Below are 18,305 nucleotides of genomic sequence, written 5' to 3'. Positions count from 1 at the left end.
ATAATCTCTCAATGAGGTTTGACAAAAAGACCGTTTTTGAAAATTTGAATTTTAAACTAAAAAAAGGGTCGATGACTGCGCTCTTAGGTCCCAATGGTACTGGTAAGACAACGTTAATCAATGTTTTAATGAAAATGCTGGTACCGTCAAGCGGTTCATTTGAATTTGCGGATGGTGTTCGCTTAGGCTATGTTCCCCAGTTTCGTAATATTGATGCGGAATACCCGCTATCAATTGCCGCTTTTATTGGTTTAAATGCACCTTTAATTAAAACGGGCAAGGTAAAGAAAACTATTAAAGCCCAGCTGCAGGAAACAAACTTATACGATATTAGGAATACGCGGATGGGTGAAGCTTCAGGCGGGCAAAAGCAGCGTGCTTATCTAGCCCAAGCGCTTCTTGATAGTCCAAATGTAATTATTTTGGATGAGGCTACTGCCAGCTTAGATCCAGTGGCTAAGGATGAACTCATGCGGTTGATTAAGCACTTAAATGAAAAACACAAAATAACGGTTTTATTTGTAACGCATGATATCCCGTTGGCGGAAAAATATATGCAGGACTACCTGTATTTGAACCACCAAAAAATTGAGCAGGGGGAAATGGCGAATTTCAAGGAGGCTTATGAATAATGTTTGCATATGACTTTATGCGCAATGCCTTCTTGGCTAGTACTTTTATTGCGATTACCTGTGGTACCGTAGGGGTTTATGTGGTTGCCCGCAACTTTAGCTTTTTAGCGCATACCTTATCAGAAATCGGCTTTGCCGGAGCAGCCTTTGCTGTCTGGTGCGGGATTGGACCGTTATGGGGCATGTTATTATTTACCCTTCTTGGTTCAATCAGTGTTGGTGAATTATCACTGCACAGTGAGCAAAAAGAATCGTCAATTAGTGCGATTTCTGCCTTGTTCACGGGGCTAGGGGTATTATTCTTGGCCATTTCCGGTGCCAATAGTAATTATGCTACTAATATTTTGTTTGGCAGCATAATCGGTGTTGATAAGCACGGCGTAGTTCAACTGGTTATTTTATCCATCATTGTGTTATTAATGATTTTCGGTATGCAAAAGCAGCTTAATTTTGATTCATTTGATCATATTGGCGCACTGGCGCATGGGGTTAAAACTGGCTGGGTTAGTCTGGTATTTTTAATTGCCTTAGCAATGTCTGTATCAATTGGTGCACAAATTGTTGGTTCATTATTAGTTTTTATTTTACTGACTTTGCCACCAGCTACGGCTAATTATCTGGGTAAGACGGTTGGCGCAATGATTGCCTGGTCTGTCTTCTTTGCTCTTGTTGGTGTTTGGCTAGGGTTATATCTTGGTTTTATTACCAATTTACCAGTTACCTTTTTCATTGCCGTAATTGAAGTTGTAATTTATCTTATTACTTACTTCATACATTTATTTAGACGTAGTCTATAAAATAGTTAAGAAGAAAATTTGCAAAAGCAGGTTTTCTTCTTTTGCTTGTGAAAAAATATACAGCAAGAGGCTTAACAGAATAACATTCTTTTTAAAAATTCACTAACTATTGTAAGCATTTCCATGTATAATAGAAGTAGATAGTTTTAAACAAAGGAGTCTTACCAATGACATCATATTATAATGGGTTTCCTCAAAGTGATCGAGACGAAGCAATAAGCATGATTAACCTCGATGAGCTTGAGGAGCGTGCAAAAGAAGTCATGCCAGAAGGAGCTTATTATTACATTGCCTCTGGCTCGGAGAATGAGTGGACATGGCGTAATAATACTGCTGCGTTTAATCATTTTCAGATTGTGCCCCGTGCGTTGACTAATATGGATAGCCCGCAACTTGATACCGAGTTTATGGGAATGAAGCTGAAAACGCCGGTAATAATTTCACCAATAGCTTGCCACGGTATTGCGCATAAGGATGCTGAAGTTGCTACACAAAAGGGTGCAGCTGCGGCTGGTGCACTATTTACATCCAGTACTTACGCAAACAAGAGTGTTGAGGATATTGCGGCCGCTGCTCCTAATGCACCAAGATTTTTCCAACTTTATTTAAGTAAAGACTGGGATTTTAATAAGATGGTCTTTGATGCGGTCAAAAAAGCCGGTTATTCTGGCATTTTCTTAACTGTTGATGCTCTTGTTTCCGGTTTTCGTGAAGCTAACTTAAGAACTAAATTTGCTTATCCAGTTCCACTAGATTTCTTTACCCGCTATCAAGGCGCAAAGGGTGAAGGTCAAACTGTTGCGCAAATGTATGCTTCTTCGGCACAAAAGATTGGCCCAGAAGATATTAAGCGGATTAAGGAAATGTCAGGCTTACCTGTCTTTGTCAAAGGTGTTGTTTGTGCTGAAGATGCCTTCTTAGCAATGGGTGCCGGTGCTGACGGAATTTACGTAACTAATCATGGTGGTCGTGAAATTGACTGTGGTCCAGCAACAATCGACATGTTGCCAGAAATTGCTAAGGCAGTTGACCACCGTGTACCAATCATCTTTGATTCAGGCGTACGGCGCGGTTCGCATGTCTTCAAGGCTTTAGCCCTTGGTGCTGATTTGGTCGGAATTGGTCGTCCATATCTATACGGCTTGGCACTTGGCGGTGCAAAGGGCGTTCAATCAGTGATTGAACAACTTAACCAGGAATTGCTAATTGATATGCAATTGACTGGTTGCAAGACAATTGCAGATATCAAGCATGCCCGGTTGACTCATTTCAACTATACTGCTGATAACTTGAAATCAAATACTGATCCATCAAGAATTACCCCATATCCTGTAACTAATGATAATCAGCTAAAAGAAGAGGATTCAGCAACCGATGCTGTTTCTGGTGCTTCTCAAGAATAGAATTTTAAATATTATTAACGAAAATGTTCTGCATTTACAATCTAACAAGGTTAGTAAGCAGAACATTTTTTATTTTGGCTATCAAAAATGAGAAAAAAAGTCAAATATGACGTTGTAATTTAATATTTATATTATTATAATTGCTATAATGTAAAAGCTAATAATGGAGGAAAAGTTATGAAAAAGGCGTGGAAATGGCTTGAGATGGTCCTCGCAGTGTTCATGTTGTTGGCCTTGGTGCCACAAAAAGCGCTAGCTACCAAAGACACTCAATCCACTAAAATAACGGATACTTACCTGAAAAAAGTAAAAAGTAAGGGCGAGCTTGTTATGGGAACCAGTCCAGACTTTCCTCCTTATGAATTTGTCAAAAATATTAATGGCAAATCTAAGGTAGTCGGGATGGACATCGAGGTTGGGCAAAAAATTGCTCACGATTTAGGAGTTAAGCTAGTTGTTCGAACAATGGATTTTGATTCCTTACTTGTCGCCCTGGAAACTGGCAAGATTGATATGGTCATTTCTGGGATGACTGCAACACCCAAGCGGGCGCAAAGTGTAGACTTTAGTACGGCTTATTATAGAAGTGGACAAGATTTACTGATTAGAAAGGCTGATAAAGATAAGTACCATGACTTCCGTTCTTTTAAAGGCAAGACAATCGGTGCTCAGACTGGCAGTTTGCAGGCGACTTTGATTAAGGAGCAAGCAAAAAGGACCAAGCTGAAAACAATGGATAAAGATAGTGATCTTATTTTAGCTTTGAAAACCAATAAGTTTGATGCGGTGGCAGTTGATACCGCCACTGCAGCTGCTTTTGCCAAAAATACGGATGGCATCATGGCAATTCCTTCGGGATTAAAGATAACTTCTGATGGTTCTGCCGTAGCTTTTCATAAAGGTGCTACAAGTTTAGTCAAAGCGGCAAATAAATCGATTGCTGAGATTAAAAAGAAGGATTTGATTAACAAGGTTTATTTACCAAAAGCCGGTAAATACCTAGCAGGTGGAAAAACTAAAAAAGAGGCTAAGGCTTCGAACTCAATGTGGGCATATAAAGACTTCTTCATTGCTGGTGTTGGCTATACCCTGTTTATTTCAGCAATCTCAGTCATTTTTGGCTTTTTACTAGGAGCAATTTTGGCTTTAATGCGGTTAAGCCATAATGAAATTGCTCATTCAATTGCAACGGCATATATTGAATTTGTGCGGGGAACGCCTTTAATGGTCCAACTGCTCTTTATCTATTTTGGCCTAGGTTTAGTAGTCAATATTCCGGCACTTTTGTCAGGAATCATTGCTGTTTCACTGAACTCGGCGGCTTACGTTGCGGAGGTTATTCGGTCAGGAATAAATTCAATTGCAACAGGGCAGACAGAAGCCTCACGTTCATTAGGACTGTCACGCTCGGCAACGATGCGCTATGTAATTATGCCGCAGGCTATGAAAAACATTTGGCCTGCTCTGGGAAACGAGTTCGTTTCCTTGATTAAGGAAAGTTCAATTGTTTCTGTTATTGGTGTTAAAGACCTGATTTACCAGTCAAGAATTGTTCAGGCTGATACTTATCGTGGAGTCATGCCATTAGTAATTACAATGATTTTGTACTTTATCATCACCTTTGGCCTGTCCAGCTTGATGAAAGTATTTGAAAGGAAAATGAATCATGACTAACAAGGCCCCAGTTATTGAAGTAGAACATTTAAAAAAGACATTCGGTCATAATGAAGTTTTAAAGGATATCAACGCAGAAGTTGATGATGGCCAGGTGATTTGTTTGGTTGGTCCAAGTGGCGCGGGAAAAAGTACCTTTTTACGCTGTCTTAATCTTTTAGACGAGCCGACTTCTGGCAAAGTACTGTTTAACGGGCAAGAACTAACCGCCTTAAGTGAGGATCAACTAGATACTTTACGTGAAAAAATGGGAATGGTTTTTCAACAATTCAACTTATTTCCACATATGAATATTATTGAAAATATCAAATTGGCGCCAATGAAAGTCAAAAAGCTTAGCGATGAGGAAGCAACTGCTAAGGGCATTGAACTGCTCAAACAAGTTGGGCTGGAAGATAAAGCTGAAGCATTTCCAGCAAGCTTATCCGGTGGTCAGCAGCAGCGGGTTGCGATTGCACGGGCATTAGCTATGGATCCAGAAGTGATGCTGTTTGATGAACCAACTTCAGCTCTTGATCCAGAAATGGTCGGCGAAGTATTGAAAGTAATGCAAGATTTAGCGCAAAAAGGGATGACCATGGTGGTGGTCACTCACGAGATGGGCTTTGCCAAAAACGTTGCCGATGAAGTTTGGTTCATGGCAGACGGCTATGTACAAGAAAAGGCGGCACCACAAGAATTTTTTGCCCAACCAAAGACCAAGCGGGCGCAGGAATTTTTGGCAAAAGTACTAGAAGCATAAAAAGAGGATAAAATTGTGGATAAAAAACGTGCACTTAGAATCCTGAGCGATTTAATTGCGATTGATTCGGCCAATGATCATGAAAGTCTAGTTGCTGATTATCTGACGAACTTATTTAAAAATTATCCTGTTAACATTGAACGTGTCACTTATGCACCCGGACGTGACAATTTAGTTGTGACAATGGGAAATCATGGTCCATTGCTTGGCTTTTCCGGTCATGAGGATGTTGTGTCAGCTGGTGATTTGGCAAATTGGCAGTTTCCGCCGTTTGAAGCGACAATTAAAGATGGCAAGCTCTATGGTCGGGGCGCAAGCGATATGAAATCCGGCCTTGCGGCAATGGTGGTTGCAATGCTTGATTTGCTAGACAGTGGGCAAGAACTACCTGGCCGAATTCGCTTATTAGCTTCTGTTGGGGAGGAAACCGGCGAATATGGGGCAGCACAATTAGTCAAAGAAGGCTATGCTAAAGATTTAGCTGGCCTAATTGTTGGTGAACCCTCGCACTTTAATATCCGGGTAACTCATAAAGGCGTAATCGATTATTACGTGACTTCAAAGGGAGTTTGTGTTCATTCATCGACACCAGAAAAAGGTCAAAATGCGATTATGCCGCTGATTGCGTTTGCCCAAAAGGCACAGGACTTAATGGCTAGTCATACAAAAAAGGATCCAGTCTTGGGATCTTTGACCCATGTAATCAGTCAGATTCAAGGTGGCAGTCAGATTAACTCGGTTCCTGATCATGCTTGGCTTTCAGGCAATATCAGGACAACACCGGTTTACCCTAATGAGCAGATATACCAAGAATTAGAACAGATTGTAGCGCAATTAAATGAGCAGGGTGCGCAGCTGAAAATTAGCTATAGCTTTCCTGAAGTGCCGCTGCCTAACCAAGAAAATACGAAACTGGCAAGATTAGCCAAACAGGTTGTTAACCAAGAATTTAATTTGCCGTGTGAGTATACGGCGGGAACAGGTGCAACGGATTCATCTGAATATATTCAAGCTGGCACTTTTCCAATCATTATTTTAGGACCAGCGGCGGGGACAACCGATCATCAACCAAATGAATATGTTGCAATAGATGACTATTTATTGGGATGTCAATTATACCAAGCTTTAGCCAAACGCTTTTGGGCTGAATACCAATAATTTTAACTATAGAAAAACCACTTCTTTGAGTAAGAAGTGGTTTTTTGATGTGAGAAATTTTATTTCCATATTTGTTATATTATTTACATGGCAAAATTTCAAGGGTTATTTAAGATTTTTTGTCACAATTGTTTTAAATTCAGTTAAGCGTTGTGCAAAAGTTGTGAAAGCTTCTTCCAGATAGTCAGGCTTAGTCATGTCAACGCCCGCCCGTTTCATAATTTCGACCGGGTAATCGCTTGAACCGGATTTTAAGAAATTAAGGTAGGCCTCTTTTTGGTCGCTGCTGCCGTGAACCACGTTATTGGCAAGAGCAGTAGCAGCCGCAAAACCCGTAGCATATTGGTAAACGTAGAAGTTATAGTAGAAGTGCGGAATCCGTGCCCATTCTTTGGCAATTTCACCACCTGGTTCTACCGCGTCACCGTAATAACGCTGATTTAGTTCACCATAAAAGTCATCTAACCGGTCAGCTGTCAAAGGTTCGCCCTTGGCATCCATTTCATGAATAAATTGCTCAAATTCTGCAAACTGCGTTTGCCGGTATAACGTACCTTTAAATGAATCAAGGTAATAATTAAGGACAAATGCCCGCGTCTTGGGGTCAGTGATATGATCTAAGAAGTACTCAGTTAAAATGTTTTCGTTAGTTGTAGAGGCAATTTCGGCAACAAAAATTGGGTAATCACCATAAACGTATGGCTGCGTCTGTCTTGTGTACATGCTGTGGACAGAGTGACCAGTTTCGTGTACTAGCGTATAGAGGGAGTCAACATTATTTTCCCAATTGAGTAACTCATAAGCATCTGTATCATAAGAGCCACCGGAATATGCTCCTGTTGCCTTATTCTGTGATTCAACTACGTCAATTACCCGATTATTAAAGATGTAATCGACTTGCTTCAAATAGTCTTCACCAAGAGGGCGCAAAGCTTTTTTAGCTTCCTCCTTGGCTTCCGCAAAAGTATAGCTCAATGATGGCTTACCGGTTAAAGGAACATACATGTCCCACATTTGTAAGTCGTTTAAGCCCAAGATTTGCTTTCGCAAATTTACGTATTCGTGTAGTAAATCAAGGTGTTGGTCAACCTCAGTAATTAAAGTATCATACACAATTGTGGGGATACCATTTTCATCTAACGCAGCATTTCTAGCCGAATCATAGTCGTGAACCCGCGCGTTATAGTTATGTTCCTTAACTTCACCAGAGAGGGTAGAAGCAAGTGAGTTTTTAAATTGATCATACGTTGCATACATAACATCAAAAGCGTTTTGACGAACTTTCCGATCTTGAGACTGAATGAGTAGGGAATAGAGGCCGTCGGACAATTGCACCATTTCGCCATCTTCATTTTGTACATAACCATATTCCATGTCGGAATTGGTTAACACATTATAGGTGTTTCCGGAAGTACTCAGTGCATCGCCAGCATCGGCAATTAGTCGTTCTTCTTGGGCTGATAGCGTGTGTGGCCTTTTACGCGTAATCTGTTCCAGCATGTGGGCGTAGTCATTTAGTCGTGGCTCCTCACTCTTAAACTGTGCCATTTTTTCTTCGGGAACTTGAATAATTGCGGGATTGAGGAAAGCAATGGCCGCTTCAAACTGACTGGTAAGTGCCTGCACTTGGGCCACATATCCGAGATAGTGGGCATTACTAGTGTCGACATCGCTAGACATGGTTGCATAGACATAAACCTTTTCTAAATTCCGACTAACAGTCAAAATCTTGTTTAAACCTTCATATAATTTATGCCCTGATTCAGTAAATTTTTCCTTTAAATTACTTAGACTCTGAACATCATTTTTAACCTGATTGTATGCGATTTCCCAGTCTTTATCCGTTTTAAAGATCCGGGTTAGATCCCACTTGAGTTCTTCAGGAACTTCATTTCTTTTGGGAATAGCCATTAACAGTTCTCCTTTATTTTTTATATGCTTAATACTAATTATGCTAAAAACTAAAAAATAAGATATTATTAATTATATTTGTTAATATTCTAATTCAAGTTTGAAAGTGATACAAATAAACATGGATAATTATGGAAGGAATTGAATCAAGGTATGGAACCAAATTCAAAACGGAGAGAAGATTACCGTAAAAAGCGCTCTTCCCTTAATCTTCACCGTAATCATGTTTTAGCGGCTCCGACTGGGGCACTAAAAGGCAATCTTTTTGCCCGAGTTTGCGGTATTGTAATCGTTTTATGCGTAAGCTGCGGCCTGGCATGGGCTGCTCACATGTATTTCGCTTTACACAGTGCAATTGATGGTCAAAGTGGCAATTCTGCTACTTCTGCGTTAATTGCCCAGAGAAAACCAATTTCAATTTTAATTCTTGGCGTTGATCAAGGACTTGAAGGTCGTCATGATAAGGGTAATTCAGATACGTTGATTTTGGCTACTGCTAATCCTGGTAAAAATAAGGCAACAATGACCTCGATTCCGCGTGATACCTTGGCTAATATTCTAGGCGATCCGGGAGATAAGTACAACATGTTTCGGGTCAATTCTGCCTATGGAATAGGCGGAAGCAAGGCGTCAATGCGAACTGTTTCCGCATTACTGGATGTTCCGATTAATTATTATGTCGAAGTGAATATGAAGGCACTCAAAAGTCTTGTTAATGCTGTTGGCGGTGTCGATGTTAACGTACCGTTTGACTTTTCTTATGACTGGTGTGATTTTCGTAAGGGAAAGCAGCATTTAAATGGCCGGCATGCAGTTGCTTATGTTCGGATGCGTCACGATGATCCCCGCGGAGATTATGGGCGGCAAATGCGTCAGCGGCAAGTAATTAACGCAGTTGTCCACAAAGCAATCTCGGTTGATTCAATTGCTAATTACCGTAATTTAGTAAAAATCTTTACCAAGTATGTTCGGACCAATCTGACATTCAATGATATGTTGGCTTTGGCATTGACATATCGCGGCTGTTCGCAAAATATAGATAGCGGTTATATTCAAGGACATGATGCGTGGATTAATGGATCATCAATCCAAGTCGTTTCGACCGCGGAACTGCAGAAGGCATCTAACAAAATCCGGACCAATCTTGACTTGGAAAAGAAAGTATTGGATAATGATGAAACTAAGCTCAATAAGTTAAATGAGCAGAATAATAATATTAAATGGAAGGATCCTAATCCCTTTACTAATTACCAAATTTATCATTCAGTCGTGACAGATGAATCAGAAAATAAATCAACTGGAACGGATACCAGTGATGACAATTCAACTGGTCAGTAGTTATTGATAGCAAAGGAGGCAAAAAAATATGCGTGGGCAATCAGTATTCGCAGTTATTTATGGCGTAATTTCAGCACTTGTTGCCTTTATTGCCGCGTCGGCTATTTGCTTGCGCACATTTCACTGGACTTTACCGGCCGCTGTTTTGGCCGCTAGTTTTTTTGCCTTATTTTTCTTTGCTCTTTCATGGTTTCGGGGGCACGCTTCTGTTGAAATTAAACGGATTGCGCGTGAATATAAGTTATCTGATCAAGATTTGGCTGAAATTACCGGAATGAAAGCAAGTGATTTTCCAATTTATCACGATAAATTGCAATTAATTTTGCCTAAGCGTTATTGGCCTAAAATATTGGAAGCCTTGCAAAAATATGAACAAGAAAGAAAGTAAAAAGGTGGGCAAAACGCCCGCCTTTTTGATTGCGCGCATTAGCAACTTAAGATGATGAGCAAAAAGGCAACTTGCTTGGATACTGGCAGACAGATAATTAATTTGAGGGAGATGTAAAATGAGTTTACTGCAAGTTAAGAATTTAGGACAAAGTTTCGTGGATAAAACTTTGTATGAGAATGGCAATTTTGTTCTTAATAAGGAAGATCATATGGGAGTCACTGGTCAAAATGGGGTTGGTAAATCAACCTTAATTAAGATTTTAACTGGTGAGATGTTACCGGATGAAGGTCAAGTAAAATGGCAAAATCGGGTAACAGTAGGCTACCTTGATCAATACGCTAAGTTAGCTCCAGGTGTTACGATTCGTGAATTTCTGCGGACAGCATTTGCACCGCTATACCAAAAAGAACATGAGTTAAGCGCCCTTTACAATCAATATGCGGAAAAGGGTGACGCAGAACTGCTCGAAAGGGCGGGGAAACTGCAAACATACCTGGAAGAGAATAACTTTTACGGCATAGATACAGAAATTGAACGAGTTGCCTCGGGACTGGGGCTAGCAGAATTGGGTTATGATCATGACGTCAGTCAATTGTCCGGTGGACAAAGATCAAAAATTATTTTAGCCAAATTATTATTACAAAGTCCTGATGTATTGCTGCTGGATGAGCCAACTAACTATTTGGATGTTTCCCATATTGACTGGCTGGTCGGCTACCTAAATGACTTTACCGGCGCTTTTATTGTAGTTAGTCATGACTATGATTTCTTGGGCAAAATAGCGAACTGCATTATTGATATTGATGTTGGCACGATTACCCGTTATACTGGAACTCTTAAGCAGGCAATGCGGCAAAAAGAAGCCAATCGAGAAACTTATTTGAAGGCTTACACTAATCAGCAACGCAAGATTGCTAAGGAAGAAGCATATATTCGGAAAAATAAGGCGGGAACGCGCTCTAAGAGTGCTAAGTCACGTGAGCGGCAACTTGCCAGAATGAATGTTTTAGCTCCGCCTAAGGGCAATCACAAACCGCATTTTGAATTTCCTTATGTGGCAACGGCTGCCAACTTGTTATTGCAGACGCAAGACTTGGTAATCGGATATGACCACGCGTTGGTGAAAGAAGCCTTTAATTTCTCGGTCGGTGGCAATGAAAAAGTGGCAATTACTGGTTTTAACGGCATTGGCAAAACGACTTTGCTAAAAACATTGCTGGGACAGATTGAACCGATTTTTGGGACATTTGCTTTATCTGAAACCGCCAAAATTGCCTACTTTAAGCAGGACCTAGCTTGGCCTAACCAAAATATGACGCCGCTGCAATACTTGCAAGAAATCTTTGAACGCATTAAGCCTAAGGAACTGCGTGGCGCCTTGGCTCGGTTGAGTGTGACCGCCCAGCAGGCGATGAGTCCTTTGAAAAAATTATCTGGGGGCGAACAGGAAAAAGTGAAATTGGCTAAAATGCAGTTTGAGCCAGCCAATTTACTCTTTCTTGATGAGCCAACCAATCACCTTGACCGTGATTCAAAAGATGCGTTGCGGCAAGCAATTGTTAAGTTTCCCGGCAGCGTAATTATCGTTAGCCACGAACGCGACTTTTTCCAAGGTGACTGGGTTGATAAAACAATTGATATTGAGACAATGAATAAACTTTGAGGAAATTATGCCTGGACAGAAAGATAAATTATTTTACCAAGAATTGCTTGATACTTGCCTTACAGCAGGCCAGTTAATGATTGAAGGCGGCAGTGAGATGTACCGGGTCGAAGACACGATGGTGCGCATTGCTAAAAGCGCTGGTGAGCCAGATCCGCGTGTGTTTGTAATGCCAACGGGGATCTTTATGAGTATCGATCACGGCAACTATTGCCAAAGCATTTTGGTTCATGAGCGGAATATTAACCTAGAGTTGGTTGATCGGATTAATTCGCTGTCACGGGCTTTTGCAGCGCGTGAAATTACCTTACGCCAAGTTAAAAGCCAAGTATTTAAAATCGCTCACGGTGGATTTCCAGTTTTTCCATTATGGTTACAAACAATTGGCGCCGGCATTTTAAGTGCAACGCTAATGGTAATGTTTATGGACAACTATGATTGGGTTGATTTTCCGGCTGCGGCAGTAGTCGGTGCTATCGGCTTTGTTTCGTTTTATTATTTTAAACGCTTTACAAAAGTCAAATATTTAGCTGAATTGGTGGCAGCAATGATTATGACGATTGTCACGGTGGGGTTAGTTCGTCTGTTTCCCGCAATGATTATTGATAATATTCTTACCGGGGCTTTGATGCCATTGGTCCCAGGCTTAGCATTAACTAATGCCTTGCGTGACTTGTTTAAGGGCGACTTGTTATCAGGAATGGGCAAGATTTGTGAAGCAATGTTAACCGCCTTTGCCCTTGGCGGCGGCGTTGGGATTATTTTGAAGTTTTTAGGAGCATAAAATGCCATTTTGGTTAGAATTAATTATTAACATCATTTTTGCCTATCTTGCCTCAGCCGGCTTTGCCCTAACTATTAATGTTCCGCGCCGCGTGCTTAACCTAGCGGGAATTAGTGGGGTCATTAGCTGGATTATTTACTGGTTAGCGATGGAGGCCTCAATGGGCCGGCTATTGTCTAATTTGCTGGGTTCATTTGCGATTGGCATTTTAGGAATTGTCTTTGCCCGAATAAAAAAGTGTCCGGCAACTGTCTTTTATATCCCGGCTATTGTTCCCTTAGTACCGGGAGTTCCCGCATACCAGGCTGTGCGTGAGTTAACCGCCGGTAATATTAACGGGGCAAGTGACTCGGCTTTACGTGTGATTATCGTTACAGGCTCAATCGCCTTAGGGATGTTACTATCAAGCATGTTTGTAGAAATCTTTTTCAGAATAAAAAAATTTTACAAGCAGAATAAAAGTACGTATAATAAGTAATACGAGTCGACAAAAACGCGAGATGCGTATTTGGATGAGGACGCCCGCCTTAGCTGGCAGACACGGGAAGTGTTGGCTGTTGACCAACCTGATGTGAACAGAAGTAGTCACTTGTTTTTTAACGAGCCTCGATTTGGAAAAAGCAGATTCTTAAGTGAATCTGCTTTTTTGTGCACTAAAAAAGCCGCTATCTTGTAAAATAGCTGACTTAATTAAGATATAGCGCCTGTTTACCTTGCTGATTATAGCTTCTCTCCAAGTTGTGCCAAGAAACCACTTTGTTTTTATGACCAAATGGGTCGTTAACCAGAACTTGGTGTTTTTTCTTGTTGTAACCAGTAATTACGCAGGCATGTGATGAAGGAGTGACATTTACTTCTCCTTCTTTGGTTTGCCAAGTTTGCATGTCGTTGACATGATCGAACTTGAGTGTTGTGATAATCAAAACCGGATGACCATCAGATACCAATTTCATGACTTGGATGAAGTCGTGTCCTGAGAAATTCTGAATGCGGTTAGTGTATTTGCGGGCTACTTGTTCAAGCGGCTCGTTATAAACACACCAGCCGGCGTTTGCTTGGCTCATATAACCAACAAATCCCACATGAGGATTGCCCCGAAACTGTCCGTCGCTGGAAAAAGAAGCAACATGCTTAATATTTTCTGATAGATCAAGTTTAGTTACTTTGATGCCGTAATATTGCAGCAGCATTGACAAGGAAGTAACTTCACAGCCGTTAGGCAACTCAGGATACTGATTTTCTAGTGGTACATCCAATTTTTGGGCTGACTTTAATGTTACCCAGTCGTATTTGTCCTTGAAATCATTTGAGTTAAAGACTGCAAAGGCTAATCCTAAAAGAAATACGCCGAGCAACAGGAACACTAGGTTTTTGCTTCTATTCTTTTTCATAATGCTATTTAAACATAGGCTATAGAAAAAAAGCAAAGCCGTTTTTCACAATGTCTCTAAATTTAACTGATTTTTAGTGATTTGCTTAGGATAAAATAGGTAAAAGAAAAAAACGCTCTTACTTGAGCGTTTTTTTACTTTGTTTAAGTTTAAGTTTTAATTAATGGTGGCTAGCGCCTGAAAGTGCGTCCATTGAGTGATCTTCACCCTTAACGTCCATACCTTCAACATCCATTCCTGGGCAGTAAACTTCGTCCATTGGAATACCTTTTTCTTCAGCAAATGCCTTAGTCAAAGTTTCCATGTCCATTAAGTCATACTTCTTGTCTGGATCCTTAGGATCAACGATTTGGATTTGCGCCATCATACCAGCATCTTCGTGTTCGATAATGTGGCAGTGGTACATGAACACACCTGTGTTTTGGAAGTAAACCTTCAAACGAACAGTTTCTTGTGGGGCAACTTCAACAGTATCTTTGTAGACACCTTGTTCGTTTGGATATGGGTCCTTACCGTTACGTGAAACAACAAGGAAGTGTGCACCGTGAATATGGAATGGGTGGAGCATACCGTTAACCTTATCATTAGTGTTAGTTACATCCCAATATTCAGCGGTCATTAACTCTTGCTTCATGTCAATTCTTTGCATGGAGAATAGCTTGCCGTTAATCATGTTGTGGTTGTCCATCGTTACGTGAGGAACTGGTGAATTAGGGTTAACAACAGGATCATATGGTTTGAATAAGGTGTCAGGAATTACACTGTCATCTTTTTCATACTTGTGAATTCTGAATTCAACCAACTTAAAGTCATCAGTGTAAAGGTTAACAACATCGCCTTCCTTGTAGTTACTGAAGTCAACCACAACTTGTTGACGCTCACCAGGTCCGATTAAAACCTTAGTCATCTTAACTGGATGCTCTAAGAATGAATCATCCCCACCGATTTGGGTCATTACCAAATCATCACTAAAGTGCAGACGCCATTCACGCCGGTTAGATCCACCTAAGAAAATCAACCGAACTTTTTGGGTAGTGACATCTACGTAAGGACGAACCACACCGTTAATAACTGGCGTATCGCCGAAGATACCCATTGCATTATAATCTGCCTTGTAATCAAATTGGTTATCTTCATGGAAAATCCGGTCTTGCAAAATAATTGGAAATTCATCTTTACCATAAGTCTTAGGAATTGGTAATTGTGCTTCGTTAGCATCAGTTACAACAACACCCATTGCAAGACCCATCCAAACCTGCATGGCAGTAGATGGACATGGGTGAGCATGTAACCAAGTGAGAGCTGCAGGTTGGTTAACTGTGAAGTCAATGTGCTTTTCTTCTCCAGGGTATACAGGTGAGTGGCAAGCTCCATCGTTGCCAGGGCCTGAAACCTCCATGCCGTGCCAGTGATAAGTAGTTAATTCAGGCAAACTGTTCTTCAAAGTTACGTGAACATGTTGCCCTTTAGTTAAGACCATCGTCTTACCAAGGACTGGGAAATTGTAGCCCCAAGTATGAGTCTTTTTACCAGGTAAGAATTGAAAGTCGCCTTCTTGGGATTCAATGGTGTACCAGACATCATTGTTTTCTTGTTTATCAGGCTCTAAGACTGGTGGAACAATTAATGGTTGAGCTTCAACACCTTCAGGAATATGAAGTTCTTTGTAGCCCATACCGTGGTTTTTATCAAAATCGTCTGAGTTATAGAAATAATCTGTATAAACTTTTTCTGACATATTTGTCTACCTTTCAGTTTGAAAAATTTAATAAAAAATTTTCTTAATTTCAATAGTAATTCTATTCTTTGTGAAAACGCTTGTAAAGTGGCTATAAAGAAGTTTTCGCATGAATAGTTAAAGAACTCTTTTTTTAACCTGTTTTGAAACAATTTCGTTATTTTATCCGGATTAAAAAAATCGCTAAAATAGGTATACCTTAGTAAAAGTGGGTGACCATAATTTTCTTAACGCTTGTTTTTTTAAACAAATGTTCTTTAAAAATTATTTTTTAAAAAAATAAAAATAAATTGTTTTTGGCGCTGAATTTGAGTATCGTATAGAAGACTGATAACTAATTTATAAAAGGATTTTTTTATTTTGAAGATTAACTTAACTGATTTAACTACTAAAATTGAACAACAAGACTACTTACAGGATTTAGAAACTGTCAAATACGCAGATATTAGTAAGTCGAAAACCAAAATTAAGAGTTTAGCAACTAAAATGATTAAAGAAACTGCTGCAGCTATCAAGCATAATTCCTTAAGTCACGTTGCACTTGAAGTAACGGGGCAAAGACCGGTCACGTTCGTCTTAGAAAACAATATTATCAACTTGCCATACAGCAATTATAAAAAAATTACCAATTTCTTTGAGGAAGAAAAAGACTATCCAGTATTTGTTTACTTTGAAACGCAGTCGGAATTTTTGAATGCCTCTAATTTTCGCATTGATCAAATAGCAACTGAAGAGGAAATTACTCAGAATGAAGATGAGGTAATTAATAAGCTGGTAGAAGCAATTATGGCAAAATTAAGTCAGGTGCGTGAATACAAGAAGCTTGAACCTGTAGCGAAGACTAAAAAGCCGGCCGCTAAAAAGACGCTGACTAAAAAAGTAGCCGCCAAAAAAACGGTCAAAAAGACGACGACTAAAGCTAAAGCAAAAAAGTAAGCACATTACTTTAATAAGCAATTAACCTTTTTGCACTATTCAAGCAGGGCTTTTTACAATATAATGAAGATTATTACAGGAGGAAGTTATGTTTAGCTGGAATCTACTGGGCATCTTATTGTGGGTTATTGCCATTTTATATTTCATTTTTATTATTCAAAATATTCGTAAGCGTCGGATTACGATGATTATTAAGAAGCACCAGAAGTTTAGCTGGACTAATTTTTTGATTGATCTGCTCGAAGTAGCAGTTTTTTTAGTCGGCATTATTTGGCTCTTTAATAAAACATTGCTTGATAACCCGGATTTAGAAGATAAAAGTGTAATTAGTTCAAAAATCACGTATCAACCGTTAGTAATGAATACTGGTTCGGGTAATTCAAGTTATGTGACGATTAATTCAAAAAAGAAAAAAATTAGTACGCAGACTTATACTTATTATCGTGCTGGGCACAAGGCGCAAGTTTCGAGTGACTTTGCTACAGTGGCTTATGGTAAAAGTCCTTTAGACTTAAATGCTTCACGGATACCATACCAAAAGAGCCAGCTTAAGAAAATGGACCGTAAATACCAGCGTGCTTATGTTGCAACTTATACGGCGACTTATAAAAAGGTTTGGCAAAACGGGCTTGGCTTGCATGCTGGTCATACGGCTACGCAATATTATTTAATTCGAATTCCAGATGCTTCGTTCATCAAAGAAAAATAAGCTTAAAATGAAGCGTTTACAAATATAGCGATATGTGCTATGTTTGTAAGTAGATAATTAAATAAGTGGGTTGTTACTATTAAATTAGGCGAAACTACTAGCAATATCAGTTAAATTAGGAATTGTAGTTTAACTGGTCATTGCTGGTAGTTTTTTTTGTTTAAAAAAGGAGTTAAGTGATGCGCCTTAAAAAAATTTTTAATAATAACAGTGTTTTAGTTGTTACTGAGCAGGGAAAGGAAGCAATCGTTTTTGGTAACGGTGTGGGTTTTAGTCAGGGGAAAAGTAAAAACATAGACACTAGTAAAATTCAAAAAATATTTTATTTAAATAATAAAAAAGATAAGGAGTCTTTTGACTATTTGTTTCGTAATATTCCGGTTGAAATTGTTGCGGTTGTTTTTTCAATCATTGATAAAGCCAAGAAAGATTATAAATTTCATGTATATGACTCCATTTACTTAACTTTAAGCGAACATATTAATGGAGCTTACAGTCTACTTAAGAATAATGAATATCAGGAAAATCAAATTCCTAATTTTGCCAAAGAATATCCCTTGGAATATCAGATCTCATCCGCAGCACTAAATATCATTAATCATAGATTAGGTGTTTGTTTTCCTAAATCTGAAATTAGAAGCTTAGCCTTACATTTTATTAACAGTAAGATTCCTACCGGTATACCTCAGAAAAGTAAAAAAAAACGGCGTATATCTAATAATTCAAGGATGATCAGCATTGTGATGAATGTGCTTGATGATAACAACATATATCAAAATGCCAGAAACAAAAATAGTTTTCGACGCTTACTAATTCATATTCAGTATCTGTCTAATCGTATTCGGCATCCCCCTGTAAAAAAAGAAACTATTGACAAGAAAATTCAAACTGACTTGATTATGGCTTATCCAAAGTCATTTAAGATAACCCAAGAAATATTTCAAAAGTTCAAAGCCGAGTTTAATTGCCAATTGTCAGAAGCAGAAGAGACATATTTTGTTATTCACATCCATCAAATTTTAGAACAGTAATTTAAGG

17 protein-coding genes are annotated in these 18,305 nt (G+C 39.4%); 14 read left to right on the top strand and 3 right to left on the bottom strand.

The genetic code is table 11. The features are described from left to right. The first annotated feature begins 11 nt into the window (after positions 1 to 11). The 6 genes from J3U71_RS08150 to J3U71_RS08125 all read left to right on the top strand — a co-directional run bounded on the left by J3U71_RS08150 (position 12) and on the right by J3U71_RS08125 (position 6,406). Positions 12 to 632, top strand: coding sequence for a metal ABC transporter ATP-binding protein (locus J3U71_RS08150; RefSeq protein ID WP_267393851.1), 621 nt, complete (start codon positions 12 to 14; stop codon positions 630 to 632). After that, positions 632 to 1,429, top strand: a complete 798-nt coding sequence (locus J3U71_RS08145) for a metal ABC transporter permease (RefSeq protein WP_267393785.1) — start codon at positions 632 to 634, stop codon at positions 1,427 to 1,429. The genes J3U71_RS08150 and J3U71_RS08145 overlap by 1 nt, the downstream gene beginning before the upstream one ends. Before the next feature lie 167 nt (positions 1,430 to 1,596). Beyond that, a complete protein-coding gene (locus J3U71_RS08140) occupies positions 1,597 to 2,832 on the top strand; it encodes a lactate oxidase (RefSeq protein WP_220268550.1) in 1,236 nt (411 codons plus the stop codon). Positions 2,833 to 3,009: 177 nt separating this feature from the next. After that, positions 3,010 to 4,506: an ABC transporter substrate-binding protein/permease gene (locus J3U71_RS08135; RefSeq protein ID WP_220268549.1), complete on the top strand. Its 1,497-nt coding sequence runs from the start codon at positions 3,010 to 3,012 to the stop codon at positions 4,504 to 4,506. Next, the gene (locus tag J3U71_RS08130) at positions 4,499 to 5,248 is read left to right on the top strand and encodes an amino acid ABC transporter ATP-binding protein (protein ID WP_220220204.1); all 750 of its coding nucleotides are present in this window, start codon (positions 4,499 to 4,501) and stop codon (positions 5,246 to 5,248) included. The genes J3U71_RS08135 and J3U71_RS08130 overlap by 8 nt, the downstream gene beginning before the upstream one ends. Before the next feature lie 15 nt (positions 5,249 to 5,263). Then, the gene (locus J3U71_RS08125; protein ID WP_267393788.1) at positions 5,264 to 6,406 is read left to right on the top strand and encodes an ArgE/DapE family deacylase; all 1,143 of its coding nucleotides are present in this window, start codon (positions 5,264 to 5,266) and stop codon (positions 6,404 to 6,406) included. Positions 6,407 to 6,511: 105 nt separating this feature from the next. On the opposite strand, the gene pepF is transcribed toward J3U71_RS08125, so the two are convergent. Next, the gene (gene pepF, locus J3U71_RS08120) at positions 6,512 to 8,317 is read right to left on the bottom strand and encodes an oligoendopeptidase F (RefSeq protein ID WP_267393790.1); all 1,806 of its coding nucleotides are present in this window, start codon (positions 8,315 to 8,317) and stop codon (positions 6,512 to 6,514) included. 153 nt (positions 8,318 to 8,470) lie between these two features. On the opposite strand from pepF, the gene J3U71_RS08115 reads away from it, so the two are divergent. The 5 genes from J3U71_RS08115 (at position 8,471) to J3U71_RS08095 (ending at position 12,971) form a co-directional block, all read left to right on the top strand. Then, positions 8,471 to 9,655 (top strand): LCP family protein, encoded by a 1,185-nt coding sequence (locus J3U71_RS08115; RefSeq protein ID WP_267393792.1) that lies wholly within the window; start codon positions 8,471 to 8,473, stop codon positions 9,653 to 9,655. A gap of 28 nt (positions 9,656 to 9,683) precedes the next feature. Then, positions 9,684 to 10,043, top strand: coding sequence for a hypothetical protein (locus tag J3U71_RS08110; RefSeq protein WP_220268544.1), 360 nt, complete (start codon positions 9,684 to 9,686; stop codon positions 10,041 to 10,043). 118 nt (positions 10,044 to 10,161) lie between these two features. After that, the gene (locus J3U71_RS08105; RefSeq protein WP_267393795.1) at positions 10,162 to 11,709 is read left to right on the top strand and encodes an ABC-F family ATP-binding cassette domain-containing protein; all 1,548 of its coding nucleotides are present in this window, start codon (positions 10,162 to 10,164) and stop codon (positions 11,707 to 11,709) included. A gap of 7 nt (positions 11,710 to 11,716) precedes the next feature. Then, entirely contained in the window at positions 11,717 to 12,493 is a 777-nt protein-coding gene (locus J3U71_RS08100; protein ID WP_103752952.1) for a threonine/serine exporter family protein, read from the top strand. Between the two features lies 1 nt (position 12,494). After that, on the top strand, positions 12,495 to 12,971 hold the full coding sequence (locus tag J3U71_RS08095) for a threonine/serine exporter family protein (RefSeq protein WP_103752951.1): 477 nt from the start codon (positions 12,495 to 12,497) through the stop codon (positions 12,969 to 12,971). Between the two features lie 208 nt (positions 12,972 to 13,179). Here the strand turns inward: J3U71_RS08095 and J3U71_RS08090 are convergent, their stop codons facing one another. After that, the gene (locus J3U71_RS08090) at positions 13,180 to 13,884 is read right to left on the bottom strand and encodes a C39 family peptidase (protein WP_103752950.1); all 705 of its coding nucleotides are present in this window, start codon (positions 13,882 to 13,884) and stop codon (positions 13,180 to 13,182) included. Between the two features lie 160 nt (positions 13,885 to 14,044). Next, positions 14,045 to 15,622: a multicopper oxidase family protein gene (locus J3U71_RS08085; RefSeq protein ID WP_220268540.1), complete on the bottom strand. Its 1,578-nt coding sequence runs from the start codon at positions 15,620 to 15,622 to the stop codon at positions 14,045 to 14,047. A 360-nt stretch (positions 15,623 to 15,982) separates the two neighbouring features. Here J3U71_RS08085 and J3U71_RS08080 point away from each other — a divergent pair, with 360 nt between their 5' ends. The 3 genes from J3U71_RS08080 (at position 15,983) to J3U71_RS08070 (ending at position 18,298) form a co-directional block, all read left to right on the top strand. Continuing rightward, positions 15,983 to 16,558: a hypothetical protein gene (locus tag J3U71_RS08080; protein ID WP_267393798.1), complete on the top strand. Its 576-nt coding sequence runs from the start codon at positions 15,983 to 15,985 to the stop codon at positions 16,556 to 16,558. A gap of 88 nt (positions 16,559 to 16,646) precedes the next feature. Beyond that, the gene (locus J3U71_RS08075) at positions 16,647 to 17,267 is read left to right on the top strand and encodes an LVIS_2131 family protein (RefSeq protein ID WP_220268538.1); all 621 of its coding nucleotides are present in this window, start codon (positions 16,647 to 16,649) and stop codon (positions 17,265 to 17,267) included. Between the two features lie 179 nt (positions 17,268 to 17,446). Beyond that, complete coding sequence (locus J3U71_RS08070; protein WP_267393803.1) at positions 17,447 to 18,298, top strand: PRD domain-containing protein; 852 nt, start codon at positions 17,447 to 17,449, stop codon at positions 18,296 to 18,298. Positions 18,299 to 18,305: the final 7 nt, after the last annotated feature.

It is taken from the genome of Lactobacillus sp. B4015 (assembly GCF_026536055.1).
Lineage (GTDB): Bacteria > Bacillota > Bacilli > Lactobacillales > Lactobacillaceae > Lactobacillus > Lactobacillus panisapium.
This window is presented reverse-complemented; position numbering and strand designations above follow the sequence as displayed.